The sequence below is a fragment of the Halegenticoccus soli genome (assembly GCF_002844195.1).
GTDB classification, from domain to species: domain Archaea; phylum Halobacteriota; class Halobacteria; order Halobacteriales; family Haloferacaceae; genus Halegenticoccus; species Halegenticoccus soli.
In genome coordinates this window covers 278,342-300,727 of record NZ_PEND01000003.1, presented here as the reverse complement: position 1 = coordinate 300,727, position 22,386 = coordinate 278,342, and the positions used below count along the sequence as shown (strand labels likewise).

At 58.6% G+C, this 22,386-nt stretch carries 24 protein-coding genes and 5 pseudogenes; 10 read left to right on the top strand and 19 right to left on the bottom strand.

Annotation, left to right across the window (positions count from 1 at the left end):
- Position 1 precedes the first annotated feature (1 nt).
- The 3 genes from CNO20_RS09925 to CNO20_RS09915 are packed head-to-tail and all read left to right on the top strand — an operon-like array spanning position 2 to position 3,068.
- Positions 2-1,141, top strand: a complete 1,140-nt coding sequence (locus tag CNO20_RS09925) for an ABC transporter ATP-binding protein (RefSeq protein ID WP_199174790.1) — start codon at positions 2-4, stop codon at positions 1,139-1,141.
- A complete protein-coding gene (locus tag CNO20_RS09920) occupies positions 1,138-1,989 on the top strand; it encodes an ABC transporter permease (protein ID WP_101295981.1) in 852 nt (283 codons plus the stop codon). The genes CNO20_RS09925 and CNO20_RS09920 overlap by 4 nt, the downstream gene beginning before the upstream one ends.
- Positions 1,986-3,068, top strand: a complete 1,083-nt coding sequence (locus tag CNO20_RS09915; protein ID WP_101295980.1) for a flavin-containing monooxygenase — start codon at positions 1,986-1,988, stop codon at positions 3,066-3,068. The genes CNO20_RS09920 and CNO20_RS09915 overlap by 4 nt, the downstream gene beginning before the upstream one ends.
- 370 nt (positions 3,069-3,438) lie before the next feature.
- Here the strand turns inward: CNO20_RS09915 and CNO20_RS09910 are convergent, their stop codons facing one another.
- From CNO20_RS09910 to CNO20_RS09855, 12 genes and pseudogenes are all read right to left on the bottom strand, one after another.
- Entirely contained in the window at positions 3,439-3,999 is a 561-nt protein-coding gene (locus tag CNO20_RS09910; protein ID WP_101295979.1) for an alpha/beta fold hydrolase, read from the bottom strand.
- 91 nt (positions 4,000-4,090) lie between these two features.
- Entirely contained in the window at positions 4,091-4,315 is a 225-nt protein-coding gene (locus tag CNO20_RS09905) for a helix-hairpin-helix domain-containing protein (RefSeq protein WP_101295978.1), read from the bottom strand.
- Positions 4,305-5,207: a VOC family protein gene (locus CNO20_RS09900; protein ID WP_101295977.1), complete on the bottom strand. Its 903-nt coding sequence runs from the start codon at positions 5,205-5,207 to the stop codon at positions 4,305-4,307. Before CNO20_RS09900 ends, CNO20_RS09905 begins: the two co-directional genes overlap by 11 nt.
- Positions 5,208-5,444: 237 nt before the next feature.
- On the bottom strand, positions 5,445-5,921 hold the full coding sequence (locus CNO20_RS09895; RefSeq protein ID WP_101295976.1) for an SRPBCC family protein: 477 nt from the start codon (positions 5,919-5,921) through the stop codon (positions 5,445-5,447).
- The gene (locus CNO20_RS09890) at positions 5,918-6,337 is read right to left on the bottom strand and encodes an SRPBCC family protein (protein WP_101295975.1); all 420 of its coding nucleotides are present in this window, start codon (positions 6,335-6,337) and stop codon (positions 5,918-5,920) included. Before CNO20_RS09890 ends, CNO20_RS09895 begins: the two co-directional genes overlap by 4 nt.
- Positions 6,334-6,894 (bottom strand): dihydrofolate reductase family protein, encoded by a 561-nt coding sequence (locus tag CNO20_RS09885; protein WP_101295974.1) that lies wholly within the window; start codon positions 6,892-6,894, stop codon positions 6,334-6,336. Before CNO20_RS09885 ends, CNO20_RS09890 begins: the two co-directional genes overlap by 4 nt.
- 3 nt (positions 6,895-6,897) lie before the next feature.
- Entirely contained in the window at positions 6,898-7,494 is a 597-nt protein-coding gene (locus tag CNO20_RS09880; protein ID WP_101295973.1) for a dihydrofolate reductase family protein, read from the bottom strand.
- Entirely contained in the window at positions 7,491-7,829 is a 339-nt protein-coding gene (locus CNO20_RS09875) for an ArsR/SmtB family transcription factor (RefSeq protein WP_101295972.1), read from the bottom strand. The genes CNO20_RS09880 and CNO20_RS09875 overlap by 4 nt, the downstream gene beginning before the upstream one ends.
- 341 nt (positions 7,830-8,170) lie before the next feature.
- Positions 8,171-9,442, bottom strand: a complete 1,272-nt coding sequence (locus CNO20_RS09870) for an RNA-guided endonuclease InsQ/TnpB family protein (RefSeq protein WP_101295971.1) — start codon at positions 9,440-9,442, stop codon at positions 8,171-8,173.
- Positions 9,443-9,899: 457 nt separating this feature from the next.
- Positions 9,900-10,139, bottom strand: coding sequence for a hypothetical protein (locus CNO20_RS09865; protein WP_101295970.1), 240 nt, complete (start codon positions 10,137-10,139; stop codon positions 9,900-9,902).
- A 155-nt stretch (positions 10,140-10,294) separates the two neighbouring features.
- Complete coding sequence (locus tag CNO20_RS09860; protein ID WP_101296193.1) at positions 10,295-10,483, bottom strand: DUF8012 family protein; 189 nt, start codon at positions 10,481-10,483, stop codon at positions 10,295-10,297.
- Between the two features lie 132 nt (positions 10,484-10,615).
- A pseudogene (locus CNO20_RS09855) lies at positions 10,616-11,496 on the bottom strand (biosurfactant protein 1).
- 136 nt (positions 11,497-11,632) lie between these two features.
- Here CNO20_RS09855 and CNO20_RS09850 point away from each other — a divergent pair.
- Positions 11,633-12,184, top strand: coding sequence for a DUF7342 family protein (locus tag CNO20_RS09850; protein WP_101295969.1), 552 nt, complete (start codon positions 11,633-11,635; stop codon positions 12,182-12,184).
- Between the two features lie 7 nt (positions 12,185-12,191).
- On the opposite strand, the pseudogene CNO20_RS09845 reads toward CNO20_RS09850, so the two are convergent.
- The 3 genes and pseudogenes from CNO20_RS09845 to CNO20_RS09835 form a co-directional block, all read right to left on the bottom strand.
- Positions 12,192-12,624: pseudogene (locus tag CNO20_RS09845) on the bottom strand (hypothetical protein).
- Positions 12,621-13,076, bottom strand: a complete 456-nt coding sequence (locus CNO20_RS09840) for a winged helix-turn-helix domain-containing protein (protein ID WP_332889003.1) — start codon at positions 13,074-13,076, stop codon at positions 12,621-12,623. The pseudogene CNO20_RS09845 and the gene CNO20_RS09840 overlap by 4 nt, the downstream one beginning before the upstream one ends.
- 306 nt (positions 13,077-13,382) lie before the next feature.
- Entirely contained in the window at positions 13,383-13,616 is a 234-nt protein-coding gene (locus tag CNO20_RS09835; protein WP_101295968.1) for a hypothetical protein, read from the bottom strand.
- Positions 13,617-13,751: 135 nt separating this feature from the next.
- Between CNO20_RS09835 and CNO20_RS23755 the strand changes: the two are divergent.
- The 3 genes and pseudogenes from CNO20_RS23755 to CNO20_RS09820 all read left to right on the top strand — a co-directional run bounded on the left by CNO20_RS23755 (position 13,752) and on the right by CNO20_RS09820 (position 14,675).
- Positions 13,752-14,037 (top strand): annotated as a pseudogene (locus tag CNO20_RS23755) (hypothetical protein).
- Positions 14,037-14,359: pseudogene (locus tag CNO20_RS23750) on the top strand (DUF7558 family protein). Before CNO20_RS23755 ends, CNO20_RS23750 begins: the two co-directional pseudogenes overlap by 1 nt.
- A gap of 22 nt (positions 14,360-14,381) precedes the next feature.
- Positions 14,382-14,675, top strand: a complete 294-nt coding sequence (locus tag CNO20_RS09820; protein ID WP_233204072.1) for a hypothetical protein — start codon at positions 14,382-14,384, stop codon at positions 14,673-14,675.
- A 270-nt stretch (positions 14,676-14,945) separates the two neighbouring features.
- On the opposite strand, the gene prf1 is transcribed toward CNO20_RS09820, so the two are convergent.
- Positions 14,946-16,022 carry a peptide chain release factor aRF-1 gene (gene prf1 / locus CNO20_RS09815; protein ID WP_101295967.1) on the bottom strand — a complete coding sequence of 359 codons (1,077 nt, stop codon included), beginning with the start codon at positions 16,020-16,022 and terminating at the stop codon, positions 14,946-14,948.
- A 211-nt stretch (positions 16,023-16,233) separates the two neighbouring features.
- Between prf1 and CNO20_RS24290 the strand changes: the two are divergent.
- Positions 16,234-16,440, top strand: a pseudogene (locus CNO20_RS24290) (type IV toxin-antitoxin system AbiEi family antitoxin domain-containing protein); the annotation flags it as partial.
- Positions 16,441-16,505: 65 nt separating this feature from the next.
- Here the strand turns inward: CNO20_RS24290 and CNO20_RS23295 are convergent.
- Entirely contained in the window at positions 16,506-16,859 is a 354-nt protein-coding gene (locus tag CNO20_RS23295) for a hypothetical protein (RefSeq protein WP_199174789.1), read from the bottom strand.
- Between the two features lie 277 nt (positions 16,860-17,136).
- Here CNO20_RS23295 and CNO20_RS09800 point away from each other — a divergent pair, with 277 nt between their 5' ends.
- Positions 17,137-18,624, top strand: coding sequence for a glycoside hydrolase family 32 protein (locus tag CNO20_RS09800; RefSeq protein ID WP_233204071.1), 1,488 nt, complete (start codon positions 17,137-17,139; stop codon positions 18,622-18,624).
- 316 nt (positions 18,625-18,940) lie between these two features.
- Here CNO20_RS09800 and CNO20_RS09795 read toward each other — a convergent pair whose 3' ends face one another.
- Both CNO20_RS09795 and CNO20_RS09790 read right to left on the bottom strand, forming a co-directional pair.
- Complete coding sequence (locus CNO20_RS09795) at positions 18,941-20,293, bottom strand: glycoside hydrolase family 68 protein (protein ID WP_233204070.1); 1,353 nt, start codon at positions 20,291-20,293, stop codon at positions 18,941-18,943.
- Positions 20,294-20,495: 202 nt separating this feature from the next.
- Complete coding sequence (locus CNO20_RS09790; RefSeq protein WP_199174787.1) at positions 20,496-21,575, bottom strand: TrmB family transcriptional regulator; 1,080 nt, start codon at positions 21,573-21,575, stop codon at positions 20,496-20,498.
- A gap of 479 nt (positions 21,576-22,054) precedes the next feature.
- Here CNO20_RS09790 and CNO20_RS09785 point away from each other — a divergent pair, with 479 nt between their 5' ends.
- Complete coding sequence (locus CNO20_RS09785; protein ID WP_101295965.1) at positions 22,055-22,336, top strand: hypothetical protein; 282 nt, start codon at positions 22,055-22,057, stop codon at positions 22,334-22,336.
- The last annotated feature ends 50 nt before the right edge of the window (positions 22,337-22,386 follow it).

Genomic DNA, 22,386 nt, shown 5'->3' with positions numbered 1-22,386 from the left:
GATGTTAAAGAATCCCAGAATAAGGGGTGCTGATAGCTTCTACTCGGCCGTCGTACCGACAGACGAGATGACAAAACCGCTGACAACGACGAATCACGTTGATAACAGGGCAGCGACCGCCTCCAGACGGGCGATTTCGCTGACTGATCTTTGGTTCACTTACTATAACGGGACGACCGCTGTTCGGGGCGTGTCCCTCGATATTCGGAAGGGCGAGTTTTTCGGACTCCTCGGCCCGAACGGGGCAGGGAAAACCACACTGATCAAGACGCTCGTCACGCTCCTGAAGCCAACGACCGGTCACGTAACCGTCAACGGCGTCGACGCCGTGGAGCAGCCCGTTGCCGTGCGCAACAGTGTTGGGTACACTGCGCAGGACACCAGCGTCGATCCCGAACTCACCGCCAGGGAGAACCTCCAGTACGCCTGTAAGATGTACCGCGTTCCGCAGGTAGAACGAGCGGACCGAATAGCCGACCTCCTCCAGTTGGTCGGTCTGGAGGACGTTGCCGACGCACGGGCGGACACGTTCTCCGGAGGGATGCGAAAGCGCCTCGACATCGCAACGAGTCTCGTCCATCGCCCGCCGCTCGTGTTCCTCGACGAGCCCACAAACGGTCTCGACCCAGCAGCCCGATTACGGTTGTGGGAGCATCTCCGGGAGATCAACGCCCAGGGGACCACCGTCTTTCTCACGACTCAGTATCTCGAAGAGGCCGACCACCTCTGTAATCGGCTCGCGGTGATCGCAGATGGGGAGCTCATTGCGCGTGGTTCTCCAGCAGAACTGAAACAGCAGGTCGGGGGCGACACGTTGGAGATCACACTCCAAACCACGACTCCGACGGACGTTGCGCGGGCACGGAGGGCAGTCCTAGAATCCGATCATCTGGGCGAGGATGCCCACGTTGGGCTCACGCAGGACGGCCTCGTCATCTCGTCACCTCGGACACGACAGATCGGAACGAAGGTACTCGTGGCACTCGAAGAGCGGGACCTCAGTGTGACACAGTTCAATATACGGTCACCAACCCTCGACGACGTTTTCCTGACGCTCACTGGGGAGACGTTCGACGAAACCCATCAAGAGAAGGCAACCTTATCGAGTACCGAGCACGTCAACGAGGAGGTGAACACATGAGGAGAGCTGACGCAGGTGAGCACTTCCACCGCTCTCCCGCTTCAAAGAGCGTTGTCCTGCGGGATATCTGGACGAATTTCGAACGGTGGAATCTGAAAGCGGTCAGGAATCCGTTCACGCTCACGGTTTCGGTAGTCATGCCGATCATCTGGCTCGTCGGCTACACCCAGGTGTTCAAATCGTTGACGCTGCTCCCGGGCTTCCCTGCCGACAGCTATCTGGCGTTTTTCTCTCCAGCGGTCATCATCGTCATGGCGATGTTCGCCGCCGCCACGTCCGGAATGGGCCTCGTTGACGACATGGACATGGGAATATTCAACAAACAACTCGTCTCACCGATGAACCGGAGCGCGATGTTCGTGGGGAAGATCTGTTCCGAGGCGCTCCGGCTCGCGGTGGAGGTCCTCCTTCTGCTCGCACTCGCACTGGCACTTGGAGCGCACGTCGTCACAGGACTCGGCGGTATCGTTGCGATCGTCTTGATCGCCGAGTTGTTCAGTTTCGTCTTCGTCGCGTTCTCGAACATCGTTGGACTCGTGACGCGCCGCTCGGACGCGACCGCTCTCATTAGCAACTTTATCACGCTGCCGTTGGTGTTTCTGAGCTCGTCGTTTGTACCGAGGTCGCTCCTTCCAGCGTGGATCCAGACCATCAGCGCGTTCAACCCCGTGACCTACGGGGTGAACGCGATCCGAGCGCTCATGCTGGATGGGTGGGTGTGGACGACGATCGGGCCAGCCATCGGCGTGCTCGTCGTGTTCGATCTCGTACTCGGGGGATTCGCCGTCGTGTTGCTTCGCCGCGCGACAGATAGCGGGACCACGCCGAGCGTACGGGGACACCGATGACGACGACACCCTCGCAACACGTCGAAACGGTCGTGATCGGTGGGGGGCAGGCCGGATTGACCATGGGCTACTACCTCGCACAGCACGACCGCTCGTTCGTGATTCTAGACGCTGGGAGCCGTGTGGGTGAGGCCTGGCGCGACCGCTGGGACTCACTACGGCTGTTCATCCCGGCCGGGCTCAGCAACCTGCCGGGACTGCCGGTTCCCGCTGCGAACGCCTACTTCCCGACAAAAAACGAAGTGGCCGACTACTTGGAGGCGTATGCTGACGAGTTCGATTTGCCAGTACGGCTCGACACGACAGTCGAGTCGCTCACCCGGAACGGTGATCGCTACGTGCTCGATGTCGGTGCGGAGCGTATCACGGCGGACCACGTCGTGGTGGCGACCGGGCCATATCACCACCCACACGTCCCCGCGTTCGCATCGGAACTCCCCCCGTCGATTGTCCAGCTCCACTCAAGCGAGTATCAGAATCCCGACCAGCTGCCGGAGGGAGACGTGCTCGTCGTCGGGGCTGGCAACTCGGGGACCGAGATCGCCATCGAACTCGCTGCTGACCGACGTGTGTGGCTCTCTGGGCCGGACACCGGACATCTCCCGAAATGGGATGCCGATGATCTCCCTCGCTGGTTGTTCTGGTTCGACGGGCGTCTCTTCCGGTGGCTGTTCAGCGACCTCCTGACTGTTGACACGTGGCTCGGTCGAAAGCTAAAAGCGCGTGGGCAGGAGGGGGGCGATCCGTTGATTCGTCTCACACCCGATGACCTCGAACAGGCAGGCGTCGAGCGGGTCCCCCGAGTTGAGGGGGTGGTAGACGGCGCTCCGCGTCTCGACGATGGGCGACGCCTCGACGTGGACACCGTAATCTGGGCGACTGGTTTCCGCCCGGACTTTAGCTGGATCGAGGTCCCAGGGCTGCGCCGTGATGCGGACGGCTCCCCCATCCACGACCGAGGCGTCGTGGAGGATGAACCGGGCCTGTACTTCCTCGGTCTGCCCTTCCAGCGGTCGCTCCTCTCGGCCACGCTCGTCGGTGTTGGTGCCGATGCCCGGTATCTCGTTGCTCACCTATGAACACGGGTTGAGGCCAGCGAGAAGGAGTTACCGACACGTGGTACGCTGGCACATGACGGACAGCACCTGCTACTATCACTCGTCAATCGCTCGGTAGAAGGACGTCAGACGTCTCTAGTAGTCCCCGAGGGAAAGCCGAGAACCTGGGTCATCAGGATCGCGACCGAGTCTATCCAGCCGGTTGACGTCGAGTTGTGCCACAGGGGTTGCCGTTCGTCGACCGATTTTGTATCGTTGTCTGGTATTATTAACATCCCTCCCACTGGGGGGACCGTCCATCAGGATAACTGGCGATACTCGGAATCGGTCTTCGACCAGGCTGTGAACCCGTCTAGCCACCTGCTCACTTCGGCAGTAACTACTGTCATACTCACTCCTGTGGTCGTAGATTCACGATATCCTCGGTAAGCTCGGGAAGGCCGTCCTGGAACACGTGCCCGTAGCCGTCGAGTTGACGAATCGTCGCCTGTGGAAGTGCTTCTCTATACAGCGCACCGTGTTCGGGTGGGACGACCTCGTCGTCCCCGCTATAGTAAAACGAAATCTGCGGGATTCGTGGGAGCTTCGATGCAAAGTCCTCCCGCAGAACGAACTCACCGTGCCAGTCCTCATCGCCCCCCCAGAACGGGGTTGCGACGAGGAACAGCCCAGTAATCGGTTGGTCGACCGTCTCCTCGGAAAGGTATTTCAAGAGAACCGACCCGCCGAGAGAATGACCGACGAGAATTACTTCGTCCTCTACCGAAGAGAACTCACGAGCGAACCCGGTTTTCCACGTCTGGTACTCGGGATCTTCGAGGCCCGGCATCTTCGGATACAACACGTCGTACCCGGCTTCCAGGCTGTTCCGTAGATACGCCACCAAATCACCGCTTCCATCGTGTGGCCCTTGAGCGCCGGCACTGTGGACGAACAGGATCTGTTTTTTCATACTACACCGGCGTGGTGACCGTCACGCTCCTCTTCATCCTCGTGCCACTCCTCGCGCGGCACCATGTTCGGATGGTGGAGTTCGTTCTCTGTCATGGCGGTTCACCGTCTTCCTCGAACGATGGACCGTTCGTTGTGAGCGCCGTTCGGAGCGCCTTGAGCGCGCTCGGTCCAACGGCGTGCAGGCCCCCGACCGCTGCCTCACCCACTTCTGCGAGCGGTCCCAGAGTCGTGTATCCGACTCCTTCGAGTGCTCGTCGTGCCGGAGCGTCGAGCTCTTCGGTGGGGATGAACATCTCTCCGGTATCACTTGGCATACGCACCTTCCAGGGCCCCGATATCGATCTTCTGCATCTGGAGCATCGCTTCCGTCGCCCGTCGCGCTCCCTCGACGTCCTCACCCTGCGTGAGTTCCGGTAACACGGTGGGGACAATTTGCCACGACACGCCGTACTTGTCTTTGAGCCAGCCGCACTGTCCTTCTTCCCCGCCGTCGGCGGTCAGTTTATCCCAGTAGTAGTCGACCTCCTCCTGGTCCGCACAGTCGACGACGAAGGAGATCGCCTCGGTGAAATCGAAGTCGTGTTCCTGTGCGCTGTCCATCGCCGCGAAGTGCTGCCCCTCGAGTGTGAAGTCGGCAAACATGACCGTCCCTTCCTCGTCCGGGGGTTGATTCCGACCGTAGCGGGCGATGTCACCGATGGCCGTGTCGCTGAAGATCGACGTGTAGAAGCCAATCGCTTCCTCGGCCTGACCGCACCGCTCGCCGACGAACAGCAACGACGGAACGATCTTCCGCTCGGGGATGTCTCCGGCGTAGATCAGCTGCCAGGACACACCGTACTCGTCCTCGATCCAGCCGTACCGCTCGCTGAACGGATACGAATCGAGCGGCATCAGCTCCGTCCCGCCGTCGGACAGCTGTGCCCAGAGGTCGTCTACCTCGTCTTTCGTGAGGCAGTTGACGATGAACGAGATCGCGGGCGTGAACGAGAACGCCGGGCCGCCGTTTAGCGCGACGTACGACTGGCCTTCCAGTTCGAATTCTACGGTCAGGACGCTCCCCTCCGGTTGGCCGGAGGCCGTTGCCGACGCCTCGTCGTACCGACTGATGGCGCCGACAGACGAGTTGTCGAATATGCTGGTATAGCGGTTTACCGCGTCTTCCGCGTTGCTGTCGAACCACAGGGACGGGGTGATCTTCTGCATGATGTCATCCCTCGTGGTTCACCGACGATGTACTCGATGGCGTGTGCGTTCCCGATTCCGTTTGACGCGTACTTGTTGACATGGTCGTGTCTCCGGTCGTTGTCTCATTCCGTTTCCAGTCGCTCGCCGATCGGATCTCTCGGCTGTCGTTCGGACCGGCGACGGTGCCGTCGAGCGACACAGCTGTGTCCGTGGCGACGCTGGCGCCCGGTCGATGTTGCGTGCCGGTGGTGGGTATCATCGCGCCCCCACGAACGCCTCGAGTTTGTCGAGGGTCTGGCTCCACCCTTCCTCCATCCCCTTGAGCTGTTCGGCAGCGTCGGGCGACGCCTCCATGACCGTCGCTTCGAGCGTGAGCGTGGTCCGGCCGTCGCGCTCCTCGAACGTGACCGTCTGGCGCACTTCCATCATGTAGCTCCCGTCGTCGTCCTCGACCGCACCGGCGACGAGGACGAGTTGCTCGGGTTCGATGACCTCGTCGAATACCCCGCGACTCGGGAAGACGGTCCCATCGGGGGCTTCCATGTCGATGTGGAAGGTGCCGCCGGGGCGAACGTCGAGCTCGCAGCGTGGAACCGTGAAGCCCTCCGGTCCCCACCACTGCGCTACCTGGGCGGGATCCGTCCATGCCTCCCAGACGCGCTCACGGGGGGCATCGAACGTTCGGACGATGGTAACATCGTAATCGCTCGGGTCGAAGTCCATTTCGCTCATGCTCCTCCGACCGCCTCTTCCAGGTTGTCGAGGATGGCGCCCCATCCCTCGGCGGCTCCGTCGACCATCTGGGCGTCCGGGAGTTCGTGGGTCAGGACGACCTCCGTCCCGTCGTCCGTGTCGTGGAACTCGTAGGTGAGGCGGTTCACGCCCTGCGGGGTCTCCTCGACGGTGACGATGCGCTCGTGCTCGACGACCTCCTCGAACGTGCCTTCGTTGTCCATCTGGTGCTCTTCTGACGTCCAGCTCACGGACATCTCGCCGCCGGGCACAGGGTCGAGGGCGTGGACCTCCGCCTCCATGCTCTTGGGTACGAACCACTGGGCGAGTTCGTTGGGATCCGTGAACGCCCGCCACACGCGCTCTCGAGGCGCGTCGAAGGTCCGCCGGACGGTCAGACGGTTTTCGTCGCTCATTCGTCGTCCTCCACCTTGGACGGTTCGTATGTTAGCGAGACGACGCCCGAGCTGAACGTCTTCGACTCGATCAATTTCAGGGCAGTCCGTTCGCCGCCTTCCTCGAAGAGACGCTTCCCACTCCCGAGTACCAGGGGATGGACATTGAGTACGAACTCGTCGAGGAGGCCATAGTCCAGCAGCGACCGGACGAGCGTGCGGCTGCCGACGATCCCGATTCCTTCACCTTCTCGTTGTTTCAGTTCGGCTATCTCTTCTGCGACGTTTCCGGCGATGAGCGTCGAGTTGTTCCATTCGACGTCCTCTAGTGACGTTGAGACGACATACTTGGGCACGTTGTTGATGAACTCCGCGATCGGATTGTCGTCGGGTTGCGTTGGCCAGAAGGCGACGAGTTCCTCGTAGGTGACTCGTCCCAACAGTAACGCATCCGACGACGACATCCCCGCGGCGTTCGCCTCGTCTAGTTCTTGGGTCGAGTAGGCTGGAGCCCACTCCTCGGGAGATTCTATCACGCCGTCTAGCGAGACGGACTCCGTTGCGACTAGCTTCCGCATCGTTCAGGCCTCCTCACCGAGATGATCCTCCGCAGCCGGCTCGTAAGTGAGCACGACGACGCCCGAGCTGAACGTCTCCGTGTCGACGAGGCGCATCGTCGTCGGTCCGTTCACGCCCGCAAAGAGGCGCGTGCCGCTGCCCTGGACCACCGGGTGAACCATGAGGCGGTACTCGTCGACGAGTCCGTGCTCAACGAGCGTGTCCACGAGTTCGCCACTCCCATTGACGAGGATGTCCTGTCCGTCCTCCTGCTTCAGCGTGGCGACCGCCTCGGTGACGTCACCGTCGATGATCGTGGAGTTGTTCCACTCGGCCTCCTCGAGACTCGTCGAGACGACGTACTTCGGGAGGCTGTTCATCCGGTCGGCGAAGCCCGACTCGTCCTCTCGGTCGGGCCAGGCTGCCGCGAACGTCTCGTAGGTTTCGCGTCCCAGCAGGAGCGCGCCGGACGCGAACAGTTCGTCGTGCTTGTAGGTCTGTTGCTCTTCGCTGAAGAACTGGAAGGACCACTTTTCCGGCGCCTCCATGACCCCATCGAGGGTCAGGAACTCGGAGACGATCAGGTTTCGCTGTGATTCAGTGTTGGTGTTGTCGGTCATGTTTCGTCTTCCTTTAGGTGGATGGCCAGCGCGTCGAACCGGTCCTCCCAGAAGACGCGGTATCGGGTGAGCCAGCCGAACGCGGCCGAAAGCGGCGCGGCGTTCAGGTGGCAGCGGCGAACGCGACCGTCCTTCTCGATGTCGATCAGGCCTGCGTCCGCCAGCACGTGGAGGTGCTTCGAGATCGCGGCGAGCGAGACGTCGTGCGGCTCGGCCAGTTCGCTGACGCTCTCGGGCTCGTCGGCCACCTGTTCGAGGATGGCCCGACGGATCGGGTGTGCCAGCGCCTGGAAGACCGCGTCGAGATCGAGGTCGTCCGGTGTTCGTTCAACCATCCGGTTAAACAAACGCAGAACTAATATTTAACTATATGGTTAAACATCTCAAACCGCCGAATTCGACGTTGAGTGAGGTCGAACTCCGGGGGCCGTCTCCTCGCGCCGACGCGACACCGCCCTCTCGGGGACCAGCGTTTTTCTATCTCGCCTCGAACGCTCCCCCCGACGCTCGATGCATGATACTTTGCTCATTTCGACCGACCGCAGCGAGGAGACCGAAACGTCTCGTGTTATACTAGAGCGTGTCAGACAATTCGCCTCGTCCCCCTTCAAAACGGCAGAAGTGATGACATCCTCCCCGACGTAAACGCCGGGGGTTCCCGATCGCGGTTGGGATATTATGGTTCGCAGTCCGTTTGAGTGGCCTGTTCTCGCGGGGCGAACCGACCCTCGCTCCGGTCGAACAGGCGGACCGCTGGCTGTGCCAACCAGCCGTTATCCCTATCCTCTGGTGGAGGATTCGGGAGTACTTTTTGTCTGATGTTCTCTGCACCATTACAGTCGGCGTTCCCGACGAACCCGCACTCGCACACGTACAAACCTCGGTGGACGCGCTGACGCTTATCCGACCGCCCGCACGCCGAACACGTCTTCGAAGTGTTGCGCTCGGATGTCGTGACCACGTCGATACTCTCGGCTTCGGCCTTGTACGAGAGCATCTGTGTGAAGCGGTCGAACGCCCATCCGTGCAAATCGAGATTGCCGTGCGAACCCCAGTTGCGGGCGTCGCCGTTCTCGTCCTCGCGGATGCCGCCGAGGTCACCGACGACAATCGTTCCGATGTCACGGTCGACGCACTCTGAAATGATATCTTTCGACAGTGCGTGCAAGAAGTGTGTCAGACGACCTGTTCGCTTACGGTCGAGACGCTTTGCCTCACGCGAGGCAGAATCGCCCGTCTCGGCGCGCTTCTTGGCGAAGTAGTACTCGTCTTCTTTGAGCGCCCCACCGGGATACACCACGGCTTCATCGCCGTAGGAGACGGTGGCGAGGTTGCAGATCCCGAGGTCGATGCCCGCCACACCGTCGCCCGGCGGCTCGGCTCCGTCGATCTCGACGCGGCAGACGAAGTGCAACCGCCACTCGCCGTGTTCGTATACCGCTCGGACCTGTTGAACGTTCTCGACGGTGACGTTCGGGCCGGCGTCGTACTTGCAGAGAATGAAGTCTGACCAGTGTTCTTTGAGGTTGCGGCCTTTCGAGAGGCGGACGCGGTTGTATTTCGCGTCGTGCTTGAAGCCGTCTTCTTTGAACGTGACGGTCGAACGCGGATGGTCGTCGCCGTGTTTGCGGTAGCCGGGTGGATTCGCATTCTGGTTCCCGTTTCGGCGGTGGCCATACCAGCCGTTGAACGCTTCAGAAAGCTCTTCGAGAACTTTCTGACTTGATTGTGCATTAAGATCAGCGTAGCGTTCGTGGCTCTTGAGGTACGACTTCAGAACGCCATCATCGGGAATCTGGCCGCATGCGTCCCAAACACGCCCGACCGTCCATCGGGCGACGTTCCAGAGTTTGCTGGCGGCGAATCCGAGCGAATCGAGGTCGTCGCGAACCTGTCGCTGGTTGCAAATACCAGCGGTGTAGGTCCGAGTGACGACCCGTTTCGCCATACATAGCCTATGTCATTGAATATACTTAACATCGACCTATGCGGAGTGAAAGTGAACGTAGACGTAGAATATCCAGTCGGCGGTCGCCGGCGGCTAGATACTACCATGTCGGATTCACGCCCGCCGTAAACGGCGGGTTTCTCTCCTTGATGAAGATAGACGTTCCGCAGTCCCGATGCGAGAAGCACTGCAAGATACGCGGGAAGGAAATTTCCCTGAATGAGTAACGACCCCGCAAGGAGCATTCCGAGGACGATACCGACCTCTTTCCCGACGAATACCTGTCGAACGCCGCCAGTATTGAAGGTCATACTTGTACTAATTCGGGGTATCAAATCATAACAGTTTATCCAACTATCAGGAACAGTGTGGTAATGTTGCACGCTCTATCTAACAGCTGATTCGCTGAAGGACAGGGCGAAGTCAATTCCTTGGGGATGGGTCTATGACACACTCGTTATACTAGGCTAGCCATTACGCTGAGAGCCGTGCCGCCGACCATCACAGCCACGACGGCCTGCAACGTGCGAACCGCGAGCGTACCTGCCCACCGCCAGAGTACACCGACGAGACCGACGAGGCCGGCGACACTGAACATGAGCATTCCAAGTGTGATGAGGAAGAACAGCGCGGCCGACCGCCGGACGAGGTCGGGAACGACCATCGAGAGGTTCGCCAGCTGGACCAGGAGCCACATCCCTGAAAGCACCCCAACGCCGATCGCGCCGGTCGACGTCGTCGAAGCTTGCAGTCTCGCTATGAGTACGAACTCAGGGGGCTGGCCCCCGCACCCCTCTCGGGGGCGATAAACCGTCTCTGGAGTACCTCACTTGAGCGTAGACGGATACGCGATTAGAAATCCGCTTGGGAGTCCGCCCCGTCTCCGCCGGCCGGCCGGGTGAGAAGACTCACCTCCTCAAGGAGGTCCCTCGCTGTCTTGACTCGTTCTTGATCCGCGTCGTCCAACCGGTCGACATCTAGCCGATTGAGACTACTGAGCACGCGATACATCCGGTAGCCCTGCTCGAACTGTTGATCCATTGGAAGCGCCTCACCGCTCGCCGGGTGGATAGACATCGCCTGGCTGTCGCTGGATTCGAGCGAGATCACCGCATTAACCAACGAAACTCGGCTACACTCATCCTTGTTGGTTAACCGGCGCTCGATTCTCCACTACTCGGGAGCTGGTCCGTAGCGAGCTGTACCGCATACCTGGCACTCCCAGATCGGTTGCCCCGTCCACGTCTCATCAGCGATCGATTCGTGAGTCTTGAACTGATGGTCGGTTGCTCTCCCGCAGTTCTGACAGTCGAGGTGCGTAGTCGTCGGTACCGACGGACGCTGGCTGTCCGAGTCTCGCTCGCCTGCTGTCTCGGTGAGAGCCACCGCTGGGACTAACCATGCGTCATCGCCGGCGTCGTCGAGAACCGTCCTGAGGCGCGACTTGTCGCGGATGCCGTTCCCACGTTCGTCGTAGAGGTACGTCGGGGCTTCTTGCTGGTACTCCGAGTCTCCATGCCCGCTCCACCCCGTTCGATCGCGGGCGGCTGCGAGGAGCTGCTTTCCCTCTGCTGACGCAACTTGTACCGCGGCGGGGAGTGAAGGCCATCGGTCTGCCAGCTGGGGCGCAGGGTCTCGCCGAGATTGTAGAGCCGTGTGTAGTCGTCGACAGCTGGCTCCGTCTCGTTTGAGATGAGGAGGCTCGCGGCGGCACTGCCCTTCGCGAGGGCACCGTAGAACGTGGTCGACTCGACGACCAGATGGACGATGCCGCGAAGTGTCGCGTCCATCATCCCGCCCGTACTGGCGGCTTTGTCACCGAGGTGGTCGGTGAGACAGAACCGGCATTTCGTCTGGCTAGCCGGGATCGACGCGCCACAGGACCGGCACTCACCGTCGGTGGCCGTCGGCGCGTCGGGGGAGCCACCCGTGGTCGTCGCGACGCGTTGTCGCCGGGGGTCACCCTCACACCCGTCGTCCAGCTTCGTGTCCGGAATGTGGGACGCCTCGCCGGTCGGCCGCAGTTCCTCAAAGTCAGAATATCGGTTGTACATCGATTGGCTCGTAGGTTCTGCCGGAATGGTATTTCAACGTCAGGGTGACCGTACTCGCGACTACTTCTTGATTATACGCGAAGACACAAACATATATGAGAGTAGAGCGAGAACGCTGTTGATAGAGGTACCCAGTATGTCCGAGTCCTCGCGAGATGGCGTCCAGTCGTGGACCGAGTCGATGAGCGCCCGCGAACGTATTCGGGCGGTCGCCGAGACGCTTCGCGAACCTCGTTCAGTCAACTGGATCAGCGAGCAGGCCGACGCCGCCTGGAGCACAACCAACGAGGAACTCCAGGCTCTCGTCGAGCAGGGGCAGCTGCGCCGCGTCGAGGCCGGCGAGACGACGCGCTATCAGCCGGACTACACGCGACTGCTCTTCGAGGAAATCCGCACGCTCATCGAGGAGAGCACGCGCGAGGAGCTTCGGAACGAATTGGCCGCGATCACCGAGGAGATCGAGGAGTGGCAGGCGACCTACGACGTCGAGACGTGGGAGGATCTCGAACAGTCGCTCGCCGACGGCGACCTTGCAAGTGACGAGCTCCGGGAGCGCCACGACGTCATCGTCCGTTGGCAGGAGAACCTGGAGAATCGTCGACTTATCAAGCACGCGTTGGCACTCTACTCCGACGTCGAAGCCGCTCGCGAACAGATGACCGACATGGCTGACCGCGCCATGCGCTAATGCCTCCTTACGGCGGGTTTGATGCGCTATTCAGCTGGTCGACGTCGTCGTTCTCGTACGTTGCTCGCCACATCGCATGGACTGCACGAGTGACGAGTGACACCTCGGTTACGTCAATGCAGGACGGTTCGGCTGCCGATGTGGCGGCGTCGGGCGGGGGAGTGTGTATTCGGGTGCCGATCGAATCGCCAGTTGACGTCTTCGCTATCGACGTAGTGAAACGAATACATCCCCAGTTCACTCCATTGGATATCGAGTCGCGCAGCGTCGGCGTCGTCGAGCCCGTCAGTGAGGCTGATCTGCAGTTCCGTGGGTGCGACGACGTCATCGTACGACGTTGCGCCGACTAACGGCTCAAGTTCGAGCCAGAGGTCACGAATCCGCTGGAGCGCCGGGAGATAGATCGGCCCAAACTCGCCGGCACGGTCGTCGTCGCTCATACAGCGAGCTGGTGGCTGGCCTCGTCGTAAGCGAGTGCAGTTTGGGCGACCGCGAGGTTCTGTCGCGTCGTTCGCCACCCGGTGAGGTCGTCCCAGCCCTCCGTCTCGTCGGCGTCGAGTTGCTGGGCGAGTTCCTCCGGTGATACCACATCGTAGCGGTCCTCATAGCGCCGGATCTCGATCTTCATGTCCTTGATGCCCTCGAGCAACTCCGTCCGATTGACTTCCTCACGAAGCTCGCGGATCCGGGACATCAAAACCCGGTCGCTGTTTCGCTTGTACAGCGTTGTTTGGCCATCCTGTTCCGTCTCGGCGAAGCCCGTGTTCACGAGCGTCTTGCAGTGTCGACGTGCCGTCGGCTCGCTCACGAGGGCCCGGTCGGAGATCTCGGCTGCCGACTGCCCCTCGTGGGTTTGTTCGACGATTTCGTACACCCGCTCGAACGGCTCCATCGACTCGATTCTCAGTCGGAGACGGCGGAGACGGACGAGGGAGCAGATCACGGCGTTGTGATCGGAAGCCCATAGGAGGGACGTGATAGCCGCCACGGCGAGAGCCATTCCGTCTCTCGGGGATGTCACATTCGGCCTCGGGTTGCCCTAGCTTGAGTGGTGACACTGGAAGAGCCTTCTGTGAGTACAGAGTAGGAGACGAGAAAGAAACGAGTTGAGAGTGAAGCCGGCGATTTCTCGGATCACACACGGTGTGATGAGCAAGGAAAAGCGTATAGAAGATCTCTCGTGAAGAAGGTCTCTCCTTCAGGGTCGTGATGGTAGCCGGAGTTCGTCATCGACTTCGTAGAGGTAGCCCTTCAGGAGCAACTGCTCAATGTGCGCTCGCGCGTCGGCACGTTCGATACCCTGGTCCATGAGATAGGCGACGGCGTCCTCGCAAGTGAGCGTCTTGTCAGTCCTCGCTCTGTCGACGTACTGCTCGAGATGATCGAGCGCGGCTTCCTCACTGGAGTTGATCGGGGTCCGCGAATTCTCCATTACATAGGGTATCGGTGTCTCTGGATTTGACGATTGGGGTGCTGCCTTCGTGTCACTACGATCTAGCCAGGGGCGAGTTTGTCGACGCCGAAAGGCGCGAGGCGCGCCTGCGGGCGTGCCAGAGCGTGAGTTTTCATGACTAGTCCAGACGCATTCGATGATACGGCAGCCAATCACGAGCGACTCGAAACCGAACTCCTCGCACAGGACCGGGATGCGGCCCGAGTGTCAACGGCGGACGTCGACGAGACGACGGCGCGACAGCTCGTCAGTGACCTCGTCGACGACGGTCTCGTGACGGCGGTTGCCGAACAACGAGTGCTAGTCCACGAACCAAGTGGTCACGCCTTCGATTCGGCAATTAGCTGTCTTCCATCGTGGCTGGTCGGCTGCCCGCGACGCTTACGAGGCAGACGAATGATGCAGCAGACGCTGTCCGGCTGTGCTTTCTGTGAAACAGTGCCCGGGTCCGCGACAGGAGTAGCGCATACGTGGGGGAAAGACGACCGAGTCACCCACCAGATCTGCGTCGACTGCGCCGTCCAAGAGCATCCCGATCCCGACAAACGGGACCACACGCCTGCGATGGCTGTGGACTCGTTGTGGACACACTCGCCGCGCTCACGCGGTTTCGTGTCGAACTCGGCCATCTCGAAGGTCCATTGCAGCTCTGCGCTCGCTGTAGCCCCGGTGGACCCGCGACGTATTGGACCTGTGACCTAGACCCACACCTCGTCAAATAGCGGTTCGATCAACGGCGAAGAGATGTATCCGAACTTCGAAACATGGTTTGTCTCGAATGACGTTGAGCGAGAAGCACTCTCGAACCCCCTCACCGTCGACTTCGACGAGCGACAGATCGAGATCAGCCCGCTCGAACTCCAAATCGCATACAAACTCCGACTCGCACAAGCTGCAGACAGCCTCAGCGGGAAAGATTTCGAAGATGCCCTCCGCCTCTATTTAACGTTCGAGGAACGATTTAACACGGAGCAGCTCGAAGCGTACGTCAAAGAACTCGGAGTTGAGAACTACTATGCTGAACTCAAAAGAGTTTGAGGACGATCAACGCCGGAATACGGAACAACGGCGTGCGATGATCAAGCGATGGGCCGAATACGTTCGGACGCACGACGATCGTGAGTGGTCACGGCAGCAGAACCGGCTCATCAATTCACAGCTCCAGTCGGCAAACGAGATGGCTGCTGCTGGCGACACGGATCCCGTCCGATTTACGGTCGCTCGAGATCGACTGCGCGACCGGTGACTGTCCATAGACACTCTTCCTAGGGAACGCTGCGACAGACATGACGTCTAACACTACTCGGATTAGTTGATCGGAAACCGAAGAAGCGCTCCAAGACCTCCGAATGCGGTATCGAACTGCGCACCTCGGTCTGTGTCAGTCGACACGACGAGACACTCACCTCCGTGGTCGGTCGTCGCTACCTCTAGCTCACGAATCTCCGCCGATGGTCGGGCGTCGGAAACGAGGAGGACGTCGACCGCTCCGTAGTCGAGGGCGGTTCGCGTTTCCGCAGCTCCGTAGGCGACGTCTCCATCCTGTCCGAGCGCCGTGAAGAACCGATCGAGAGCCTCCCGCTCCCGTCGGCGCTCAGCATCAGACAGTACGTCCTCGGCGCGCTCGACGAGCTGTGAGAGCCCCTGCTTGGTCGCGTACTCAATCGGATAGACGCCTAGTATGCGGTTCCGCAACTCGTGGTGGAGATAGCCACCCTGCTGGAACTCGTCGACGGTGATCGTCGTCCCGCCGAGGAGGACGCCATCGACAGTGGGCTCATCGAGGAATGTCTGTTCGACAGCGTCGGCGACCTGCTCGAAGAACTCGTGTTTCTGGCGGTCGCGCTCACGTTCGAATCGCTGCGCACTCTGACCGCCAGCACGGGATTTTCCCATCACCTGGCTCTCAAAGGTCCGGCTGGAAACGATGCGTTCGCCGGCGAGGCGACCGAGGGCGGCACGGCCCCGTTCGAGGACGACCAGACCGTACACCTCTGACGGGGTGAGCGCCTGCTCGACGGGGGCTGTCTCGAATTCGGCTGCACAGCGGTACAGCGAGACGTCGACGGGGACGCTAAGATCGTCGAAGACGGCATCCTGCAGCTCGCCGTCGATGACACCAGCGTAGATGACGAGGCCGCTTGGTGGCGTCTCTTCGTACGCTTGGAGGAGGCGTCGAATGCGTCCGAGAGCGTCCTGGACGTGGGTTCGTGTCTGGTCAGATTTGATGTTCGCAGCCTGTGCATATTCGCGGTTGATGCGCTCACGGACCGTATGGAGTGATTTGCCTGGCGGGACGGCGACGGTGATGAGTTCGGTACCCTCGCCACGGTAGGTTGCGAGCTGGTTGATTCGATCGCGGAGTTCGTATTCGGTGGTCTGCATTTGTCTCGGTGAACGCGGCGTCGCTGCTCGATGAGAAGGCGATACACCCGCCGGCGCCGCTACCACCTATGAAAGAACAGAGCAAGCGCTTATCGTCCGCACGTTCACCCGTTGCACCGGCGGTGTGTGGTGCATACTATGTCGTTCGCGACGGTGCAGGATAATGCTTACGTCGAGACTGCAGGCGGTGGCCGAGAACGGATAGAGAGCCCTCGGCAACGGCGTCGCAACCAAGCGCATCGTCTACCTCGCCAACCGGCTCGGCATAGACCTGCCGACCCGAGAGGCACTCGTCGAATCGTTCACTAGCGGCTACTCCCTCCTCGATACAACTCGTCCCGAGATGGGGCCGACAAACAGTGTATATCGTCTCCAGATCAACGTCGAACCGGAGACACTCGGGCCGACGGAGTCCTAAACGGGTCACCCAGTCGACGTGCCTTCACCCTCCGGCGGTGAGGACAGCTCTTTCCCAGCGACAAGCTACCCGGTTGTGCCGACATCAACGGCGTCACGTTCGGGCTCCTCGAACTCGAGCGCTTCCGCAACAGCCGCTGGAAGCTCCGGGCGTGGCGCCGATTCCTGGCGTTCGATTTTCTCGGTTTTACGAGTGTTTTCATCGAGGGCGCGGGCGACTGGGAGCCCGCGCAGATACTTGTAGTCGTGGAGGATCTCGACGCCCCGCTTGGTGAAGCCGTAGAATTGCGATGTGAGACTCCACTCCTCTCGATCGTGATCGAAGCCGCACAAGACGACAGCGTCACCCTCGTGACGTCCGATCGGAAACTCTGACCGACTGTTCGTGAGATTGCTGATCGAGAAAGCGTAGGCGACCACGTGTCCCTGCGCGATCCACTCACCTTCTTGTGAGACATTCTCATCCGACTGTCAACAAAGGGCTAATTCAGTGGCTTCGGCTTGAGGTCACGCTTATTGGCTGTACTCTGTGTTTGCTACCCATTATATTCATTATATCCAATCATTAATTTACAATATCGGAAGACAATAGTAGTTCATTATCATGATGGTTCATATGGTGCGGAATGACGTACCCCGAAGCAAAGATGCACCAAAAAAAAGACCGAAACTCTCACGACGTGGTCTGGCCCATGTCATGGGAACCGGTGCATTGGCGGCAGTGTCACTTGGTGGAGTCACTGATCTCCCCTCGGTCAGCAAAGCGGTGTCTGCAACGGATTCAGTGTCCGACCAATGGCGACCTGAATATCACTTTTCGCCAGCCGAAGGCTGGATGAACGATCCAAATGGACTTGTCTACCACGATGGCGTCTACCACCTGTTCTACCAGGCCGGCGAAACTCGTCGTCGCTGGGATCACGCCACAAGTACGGACCTAATCACCTGGACCGAACACGGAACCAAAATTCCTGCCACTTCGTCGATTCAGGCCTTTTCAGGCGGTGCGGTCATCGACCACGAGAACACCGCTGGCTTTGGCGAAGATGCACTCCTATGCATGTATACGGGTCACCACGACGATGGGACCGAAGACCAACGCATCGCGTACAGCACGGACAATGGCGAAACCGTGCATAAATACGACGGCAACCCAGTGATTCCAAGCGATGTCGGTGATTTCCGCGACCCGAACCCGTTCTGGTATGACCCGGATGAGAGCTGGCGTATGGTCGTCAGCCGGGTTCAGTCAACCGACGGTCGACCAGCAGGCATCGAGATCTACAGTTCAGAGAACTTCGTTGACTGGGCCTACGAGAGCACCTATCGGTCAGGTGTCGAGGGATGGGAATGTCCGAGTCTTATCGAACTGCCGGTTGAGGGAGCAAACGACACGCGGTGGGTTCTTCCAGTGTCGCCGATGGAACCTCGGTCAGTTGAATTCCACGTTGGCCACTTCACTGGGACCGACTTTATCGCGGAGAATATCGTCAGGGCGGATTATGGGTATGATTTCTATGCGACGCAATGTTGGGGGAATACACCGACTGAGAGGGGCTTGAACATCGCGTGGATGAACAACTGGGAGTATGCGATGGAGGGGCCGAATCCAGGATGGCGAGGTGCAATGACGGTTCCAAGAACTGTAACACTCAAAGATAGGGGAGAAACAACCGATGTACGACAACACCCCGCCGATGAGATCACCGCCACACGAACTAAGACGCTGGTTGAACTGGACTCAGAGATAATCACGCCAAGTAAAGACCCGCTTGCAAAACAGGAGGTTGAGGGGCGCACAGTCGAACTCATTGGAACTATCGATCCGCTGAGTAGCGATCGAGTTGGACTCCGAGTTCGGCAAGGCGACACTCAAGAGAGCGTGATCAGCTATGACGTTGTGGAGGAAGTGTTACACTTCGACCGGACAAATGCCGGTGAGTTCTTCGATGCTGGGTATTATGGAACGTCGTCCATGCCGATGGAGCCACTTGACGATGGAACCATTGCACTTCGCGTTCTGATCGACCGCTGCTCGGTTGAAGTGTTTGCAAATAACGGTCGCCGAACAATGACGAACCTAGTCTACCCTGACTGGAACAGTACTGGGATTTCCCTCTTCGCCGAAGAAGGGGCTGCGAAGGTAGAACACCTTATCGCGTACGAGCTATCTGACAACCAATAATCGATCAACCCGGAAGGCGGCATCGCCTTTCCGAGATACACATAGGCACTAAAACATCTGAACTCTTGCAACCACTATACAGCCAAAGTGAGTGGTCTTCCCGAGATCAAAAATAGGTCGTAGAATGCGAAGCGATCTTACAATAAATACGGGACTGCTACTGCCATACTAGTATGAGATAGAGAACTATCACTAATTCTCGTATAAAACCCATCGAAAAGAAGATGTATGCCTCCTCAGTTGCCTTCGAGGATAGAGGGCAAAGCCGCCGTCTTCCCAGGTGTCCCTCGTCGGTTACGACGAGAAGGATGCTTTGTTATTTTCGATTACTGCTTCCGCTCGAAGCACCGACAGAGGGCAGGAAGTGACCGTCGTTTAGTTCGGCGACAATCTTCGTCTTCATTCCATTGAGTTGGAGCTTCAGACTGGGAGCGAGCGTCCCGCCAAAGAGCTCTTTCTGCTCTTCTGGGGGGAGGTTCCCGACTTCTTTGAGACTGATTGCGCCTTGCGAGGTGTCATCGAGACCACGGAAGTTCTCGAAGCTCTCTACCAAGATGTGATCTCCGTGCGGCATAGCGAGCCACGAATACGCTTGGAACGGTGCTTCTTCAGGATTTGCGATAACCAGTCCACTCTCGTTAAGCGGTTCGTAGTCACCGTACAGCGAATCACCCACGAACCCGTACAGCGCGTCAGGGCCATCTAATCCGGGCGCAAAGGTGAACTGGTGGCTGATAGTGAACAGGTACCACTTGCCGTCGTTAAACACGAAGTGAGGGCGCTCAAGCTGCTGGTTGGTCCCGATCGCTTCGAGCACGGGGGGTAACAGCTCCCACTCGGTCAACTCATCGTTCGTCGCCCGCATGACGCCAACATTTCCATTAAAGCTCTGCGGATCGCTTGGATCCGTACTCCCCGTTGGCGTGTTCGCCTCGAACACCACCAGATCTTCACCAGACTCGGGATGCTTGAAGTACCAGGGGTCACGGAACGCGTAGACGATACCTTGATCCCTCGACTGTTCGAGGGTCTGGTACATCTCACCGTCGGGCGTCCCCATGATGACGTGTTCTTGCTCGCTGGTCAGTTCGACGCCATTTGGACTCGTCTCAATCGATGCACCGATGCCGAGTGCGGGACGCTGTCGGAACTCCGGCTCGGGACTAACGGCCGTGTAGAAGTGGTAAATTTGCCCCTCTGTTTGATCATACATTGCGGAGCCGGCCCATTGATGGTGGCCAAGCGGCGTATCGAATGCTTTGCCACCCTCTTGCCAACTCTTTCCGTCTCGCGAGTAGAAGTACCGGATGGTCGCTGCGTTGTGACGGGCGCCAGGAACGAGGTCACTGGGCGCTGTCAGAGAGAAAATAATCTGCCAGCCATCAATCTTCACGATGGAACCATCGCGGTTCCGCAGGGGCCACGTGTCCCAGATCCAGTAATCATCGGAAATGGAGTTGGGATTGTCGCTAATTACCGGGGCGGTGGTATCGTCAGTCAGCTTGATCTGCTCTGCTTCTTCACGTGTCCATTGGTCGGTTTCATTTGGTTCAACTGCAACCGCAGAACCGCTCACGGATGAGAATCCTAGGCTGGCGATACCGAGGCCAGCGGCCGTTTTCATGAAACGTCGTCGGTTCGTCTTCGGCGAGCCAGTCTCGTCGAACATTGCGCTCAGAACTTTTTACTACTGCTTAAATAAATTTCTGGTGAGGATGTTGATTATAGATAAGAATATTGCTTATGAATACTAGTAGATATAATATACAAATATTGTGGACGATTACTACCTCAGCAGTCACGGCTACGTCATGCGCCGCAGATGACCACCACAGAACGTCTTACGTAAGACTTTGGAGACAAGCCACAAATCAATCAGGCCGAAGGGTAACAGCTGTCGCTTCGTAATCTTCAAGAATCGCGTTCTGTCCCCCAATGCTGACCTCACCTGCATCGGTCTCAAGGTAGAGACTCGTTTCTAATGTGTGCTCGTTGGTGGGTGGCTCAACCAGGGCCTGGCGGATGTGACTCACTGTCCCGGAGATTGTCTCTCCACCGACCGTTTCGATGTCCGCCCAAAGATCGATGCCCGACTTCTGATGAAGCATTGCTTGGAAGACTGCTTGCCAGAACCACTCGAACCGTTTTGGAAGCGAATCTCGATTAGTGACAAAGACTTCCGTCCCAACTGGCCAGTAGGCGCTAAAGAACATCCCACGAACCGACCCTGCAAGGTGTTGTTCCGAGACTGCGACACCGTCTCCGAGATCGTGGGTTCCAAACAGTAATTGAGCATCGCCGATCAGAGCCGACTGGCGTGTTGAGTGATCTCTTGAAGGGGTATCTGTTGCAAAGAGGAACAAGAGGCTCTCACTCCAGCAGCGAACAACATCTGCGCCGCCTCTGTATCGATTTTCTGCCTTCTCAAGGTTATCAACGTCTTGGATGAGAAGAAAAACGAGCACGTCTCGCTCGATCGCACCCTGGAGTTCTGATTCAATTTCTGGGTAGACGTGTTCTGGGATCGCAACGATGACTTCTTTTTGAGCTTTTGAAATGGCATCTCGCAGCCGTCTGATTGCGGTTTTTTGTGATTTTACTATCTTCAGCTCGGGTGTCTGGGGTTGCGTGTCATTAAACCGGTCTTTAAGCACCGGTGTTATCGAATCTATCCGACTTGAGAGGGTCGCCATCGATTCTTCCGGCGGTATGGCACGGATCGTCTTCGGCGACGCGTGGTCGTTGACACGAACAAGACCACGGTCTTCGAGGCGGTCAGTGATGGTGTACACTGCCGGCTGCGTGACGTCGGCGTCTTCCGAAAGGGTGCCTGTGGTCGCTTCGCCTCGGGACAGGAGAGCGAGGTAGACATCAATCTCTTTGTCCGAAAACCCGAAATCGCCCAGCTCTTCTCTGAGCATTGTGTCCGTTTCCTCACCGTGCTGAGACATTGTACAGACAGTTGGGACCCCATGAATTATTTTCGTGTCCATTCCGGTATACATAGATTGCTGACTCGACACGTTCAGGCGGTCGAGGTACCTTGGTTGAACAAGGGGTCGACCTATCCTGGCCCGACGGGCTAGCGATCGGATTCACCGATGAGACGTTTCTCGAAGTGATCAAAGACGTGGAGATTGAGGAGAGTAGAACGATGATTTGACTTATCAGCGCCTTGGGTTCGAGCACATACCCTCATCCAAGTGTTAGAATACGCATATGCAGCAGGCATTTTTAGACAGCTTTAGACCTAAGACTTCAACAGACACAGGAGGAAAACTGAGCAATTCTTCAATAAATGGGCTGTTGGAATGACCGCTGCTCACCCTCGAAAGTGCCCGGCATATCGGAATAAGCCCTCTACGTACTCTCTCCACTCACTGCTCGCTAACCCACATTACCAATACAAACTAGCTCGTGGGTTAGCCCAATGTCCACCTCACCAGACTCACTCCCCAAGTACCTCGCCGACGGCCTTGCCAACCAATCCTCAGACACCCTCGAAGACATCATCGACTACGCACAGCAACTCCACGACGAGAAACAACACCAGAACGCCACAGAAAACCAGCGTCGCCAAAACAAGAGCGACCAGTACAAAAACCAGATCCAAGAGCAAGACGTCTCAGCAGATCCTGACGATCACGACGCAGTCCCCGCCAACGCATACGTGACGGTTAAACAAATTGATGATCGCCAATACTACTACTGACAGTGGCGCGAAGACGGTAGCACGTGGGTCTCGAGGTACATCGCTCCTGT

Coding starts and splice junctions, on each gene's coding strand:
- CNO20_RS09925 (WP_199174790.1), top strand. CDS start 2: ATGTTAAAGAATCCCAGAATAAGGGGTGCTGATAGCTTCTACTCGGCC.
- CNO20_RS09920 (WP_101295981.1), top strand. CDS start 1,138: ATGAGGAGAGCTGACGCAGGTGAGCACTTCCACCGCTCTCCCGCTTCA.
- CNO20_RS09915 (WP_101295980.1), top strand. CDS start 1,986: ATGACGACGACACCCTCGCAACACGTCGAAACGGTCGTGATCGGTGGG.
- CNO20_RS09910 (WP_101295979.1), bottom strand. CDS start 3,999: ATGAAAAAACAGATCCTGTTCGTCCACAGTGCCGGCGCTCAAGGGCCA.
- CNO20_RS09905 (WP_101295978.1), bottom strand. CDS start 4,315: ATGCCAAGTGATACCGGAGAGATGTTCATCCCCACCGAAGAGCTCGAC.
- CNO20_RS09900 (WP_101295977.1), bottom strand. CDS start 5,207: ATGCAGAAGATCACCCCGTCCCTGTGGTTCGACAGCAACGCGGAAGAC.
- CNO20_RS09895 (WP_101295976.1), bottom strand. CDS start 5,921: ATGAGCGAAATGGACTTCGACCCGAGCGATTACGATGTTACCATCGTC.
- CNO20_RS09890 (WP_101295975.1), bottom strand. CDS start 6,337: ATGAGCGACGAAAACCGTCTGACCGTCCGGCGGACCTTCGACGCGCCT.
- CNO20_RS09885 (WP_101295974.1), bottom strand. CDS start 6,894: ATGCGGAAGCTAGTCGCAACGGAGTCCGTCTCGCTAGACGGCGTGATA.
- CNO20_RS09880 (WP_101295973.1), bottom strand. CDS start 7,494: ATGACCGACAACACCAACACTGAATCACAGCGAAACCTGATCGTCTCC.
- CNO20_RS09875 (WP_101295972.1), bottom strand. CDS start 7,829: ATGGTTGAACGAACACCGGACGACCTCGATCTCGACGCGGTCTTCCAG.
- CNO20_RS09870 (WP_101295971.1), bottom strand. CDS start 9,442: ATGGCGAAACGGGTCGTCACTCGGACCTACACCGCTGGTATTTGCAAC.
- CNO20_RS09865 (WP_101295970.1), bottom strand. CDS start 10,139: ATGTGGCTCCTGGTCCAGCTGGCGAACCTCTCGATGGTCGTTCCCGAC.
- CNO20_RS09860 (WP_101296193.1), bottom strand. CDS start 10,483: ATGGATCAACAGTTCGAGCAGGGCTACCGGATGTATCGCGTGCTCAGT.
- CNO20_RS09850 (WP_101295969.1), top strand. CDS start 11,633: ATGTCCGAGTCCTCGCGAGATGGCGTCCAGTCGTGGACCGAGTCGATG.
- CNO20_RS09840 (WP_332889003.1), bottom strand. CDS start 13,076: ATGGAGCCGTTCGAGCGGGTGTACGAAATCGTCGAACAAACCCACGAG.
- CNO20_RS09835 (WP_101295968.1), bottom strand. CDS start 13,616: ATGGAGAATTCGCGGACCCCGATCAACTCCAGTGAGGAAGCCGCGCTC.
- CNO20_RS09820 (WP_233204072.1), top strand. CDS start 14,382: ATGTATCCGAACTTCGAAACATGGTTTGTCTCGAATGACGTTGAGCGA.
- prf1 (WP_101295967.1), bottom strand. CDS start 16,022: ATGCAGACCACCGAATACGAACTCCGCGATCGAATCAACCAGCTCGCA.
- CNO20_RS09800 (WP_233204071.1), top strand. CDS start 17,137: ATGGGAACCGGTGCATTGGCGGCAGTGTCACTTGGTGGAGTCACTGAT.
- CNO20_RS09795 (WP_233204070.1), bottom strand. CDS start 20,293: ATGTTCGACGAGACTGGCTCGCCGAAGACGAACCGACGACGTTTCATG.
- CNO20_RS09790 (WP_199174787.1), bottom strand. CDS start 21,575: ATGTCTCAGCACGGTGAGGAAACGGACACAATGCTCAGAGAAGAGCTG.
- CNO20_RS09785 (WP_101295965.1), top strand. CDS start 22,055: ATGTCCACCTCACCAGACTCACTCCCCAAGTACCTCGCCGACGGCCTT.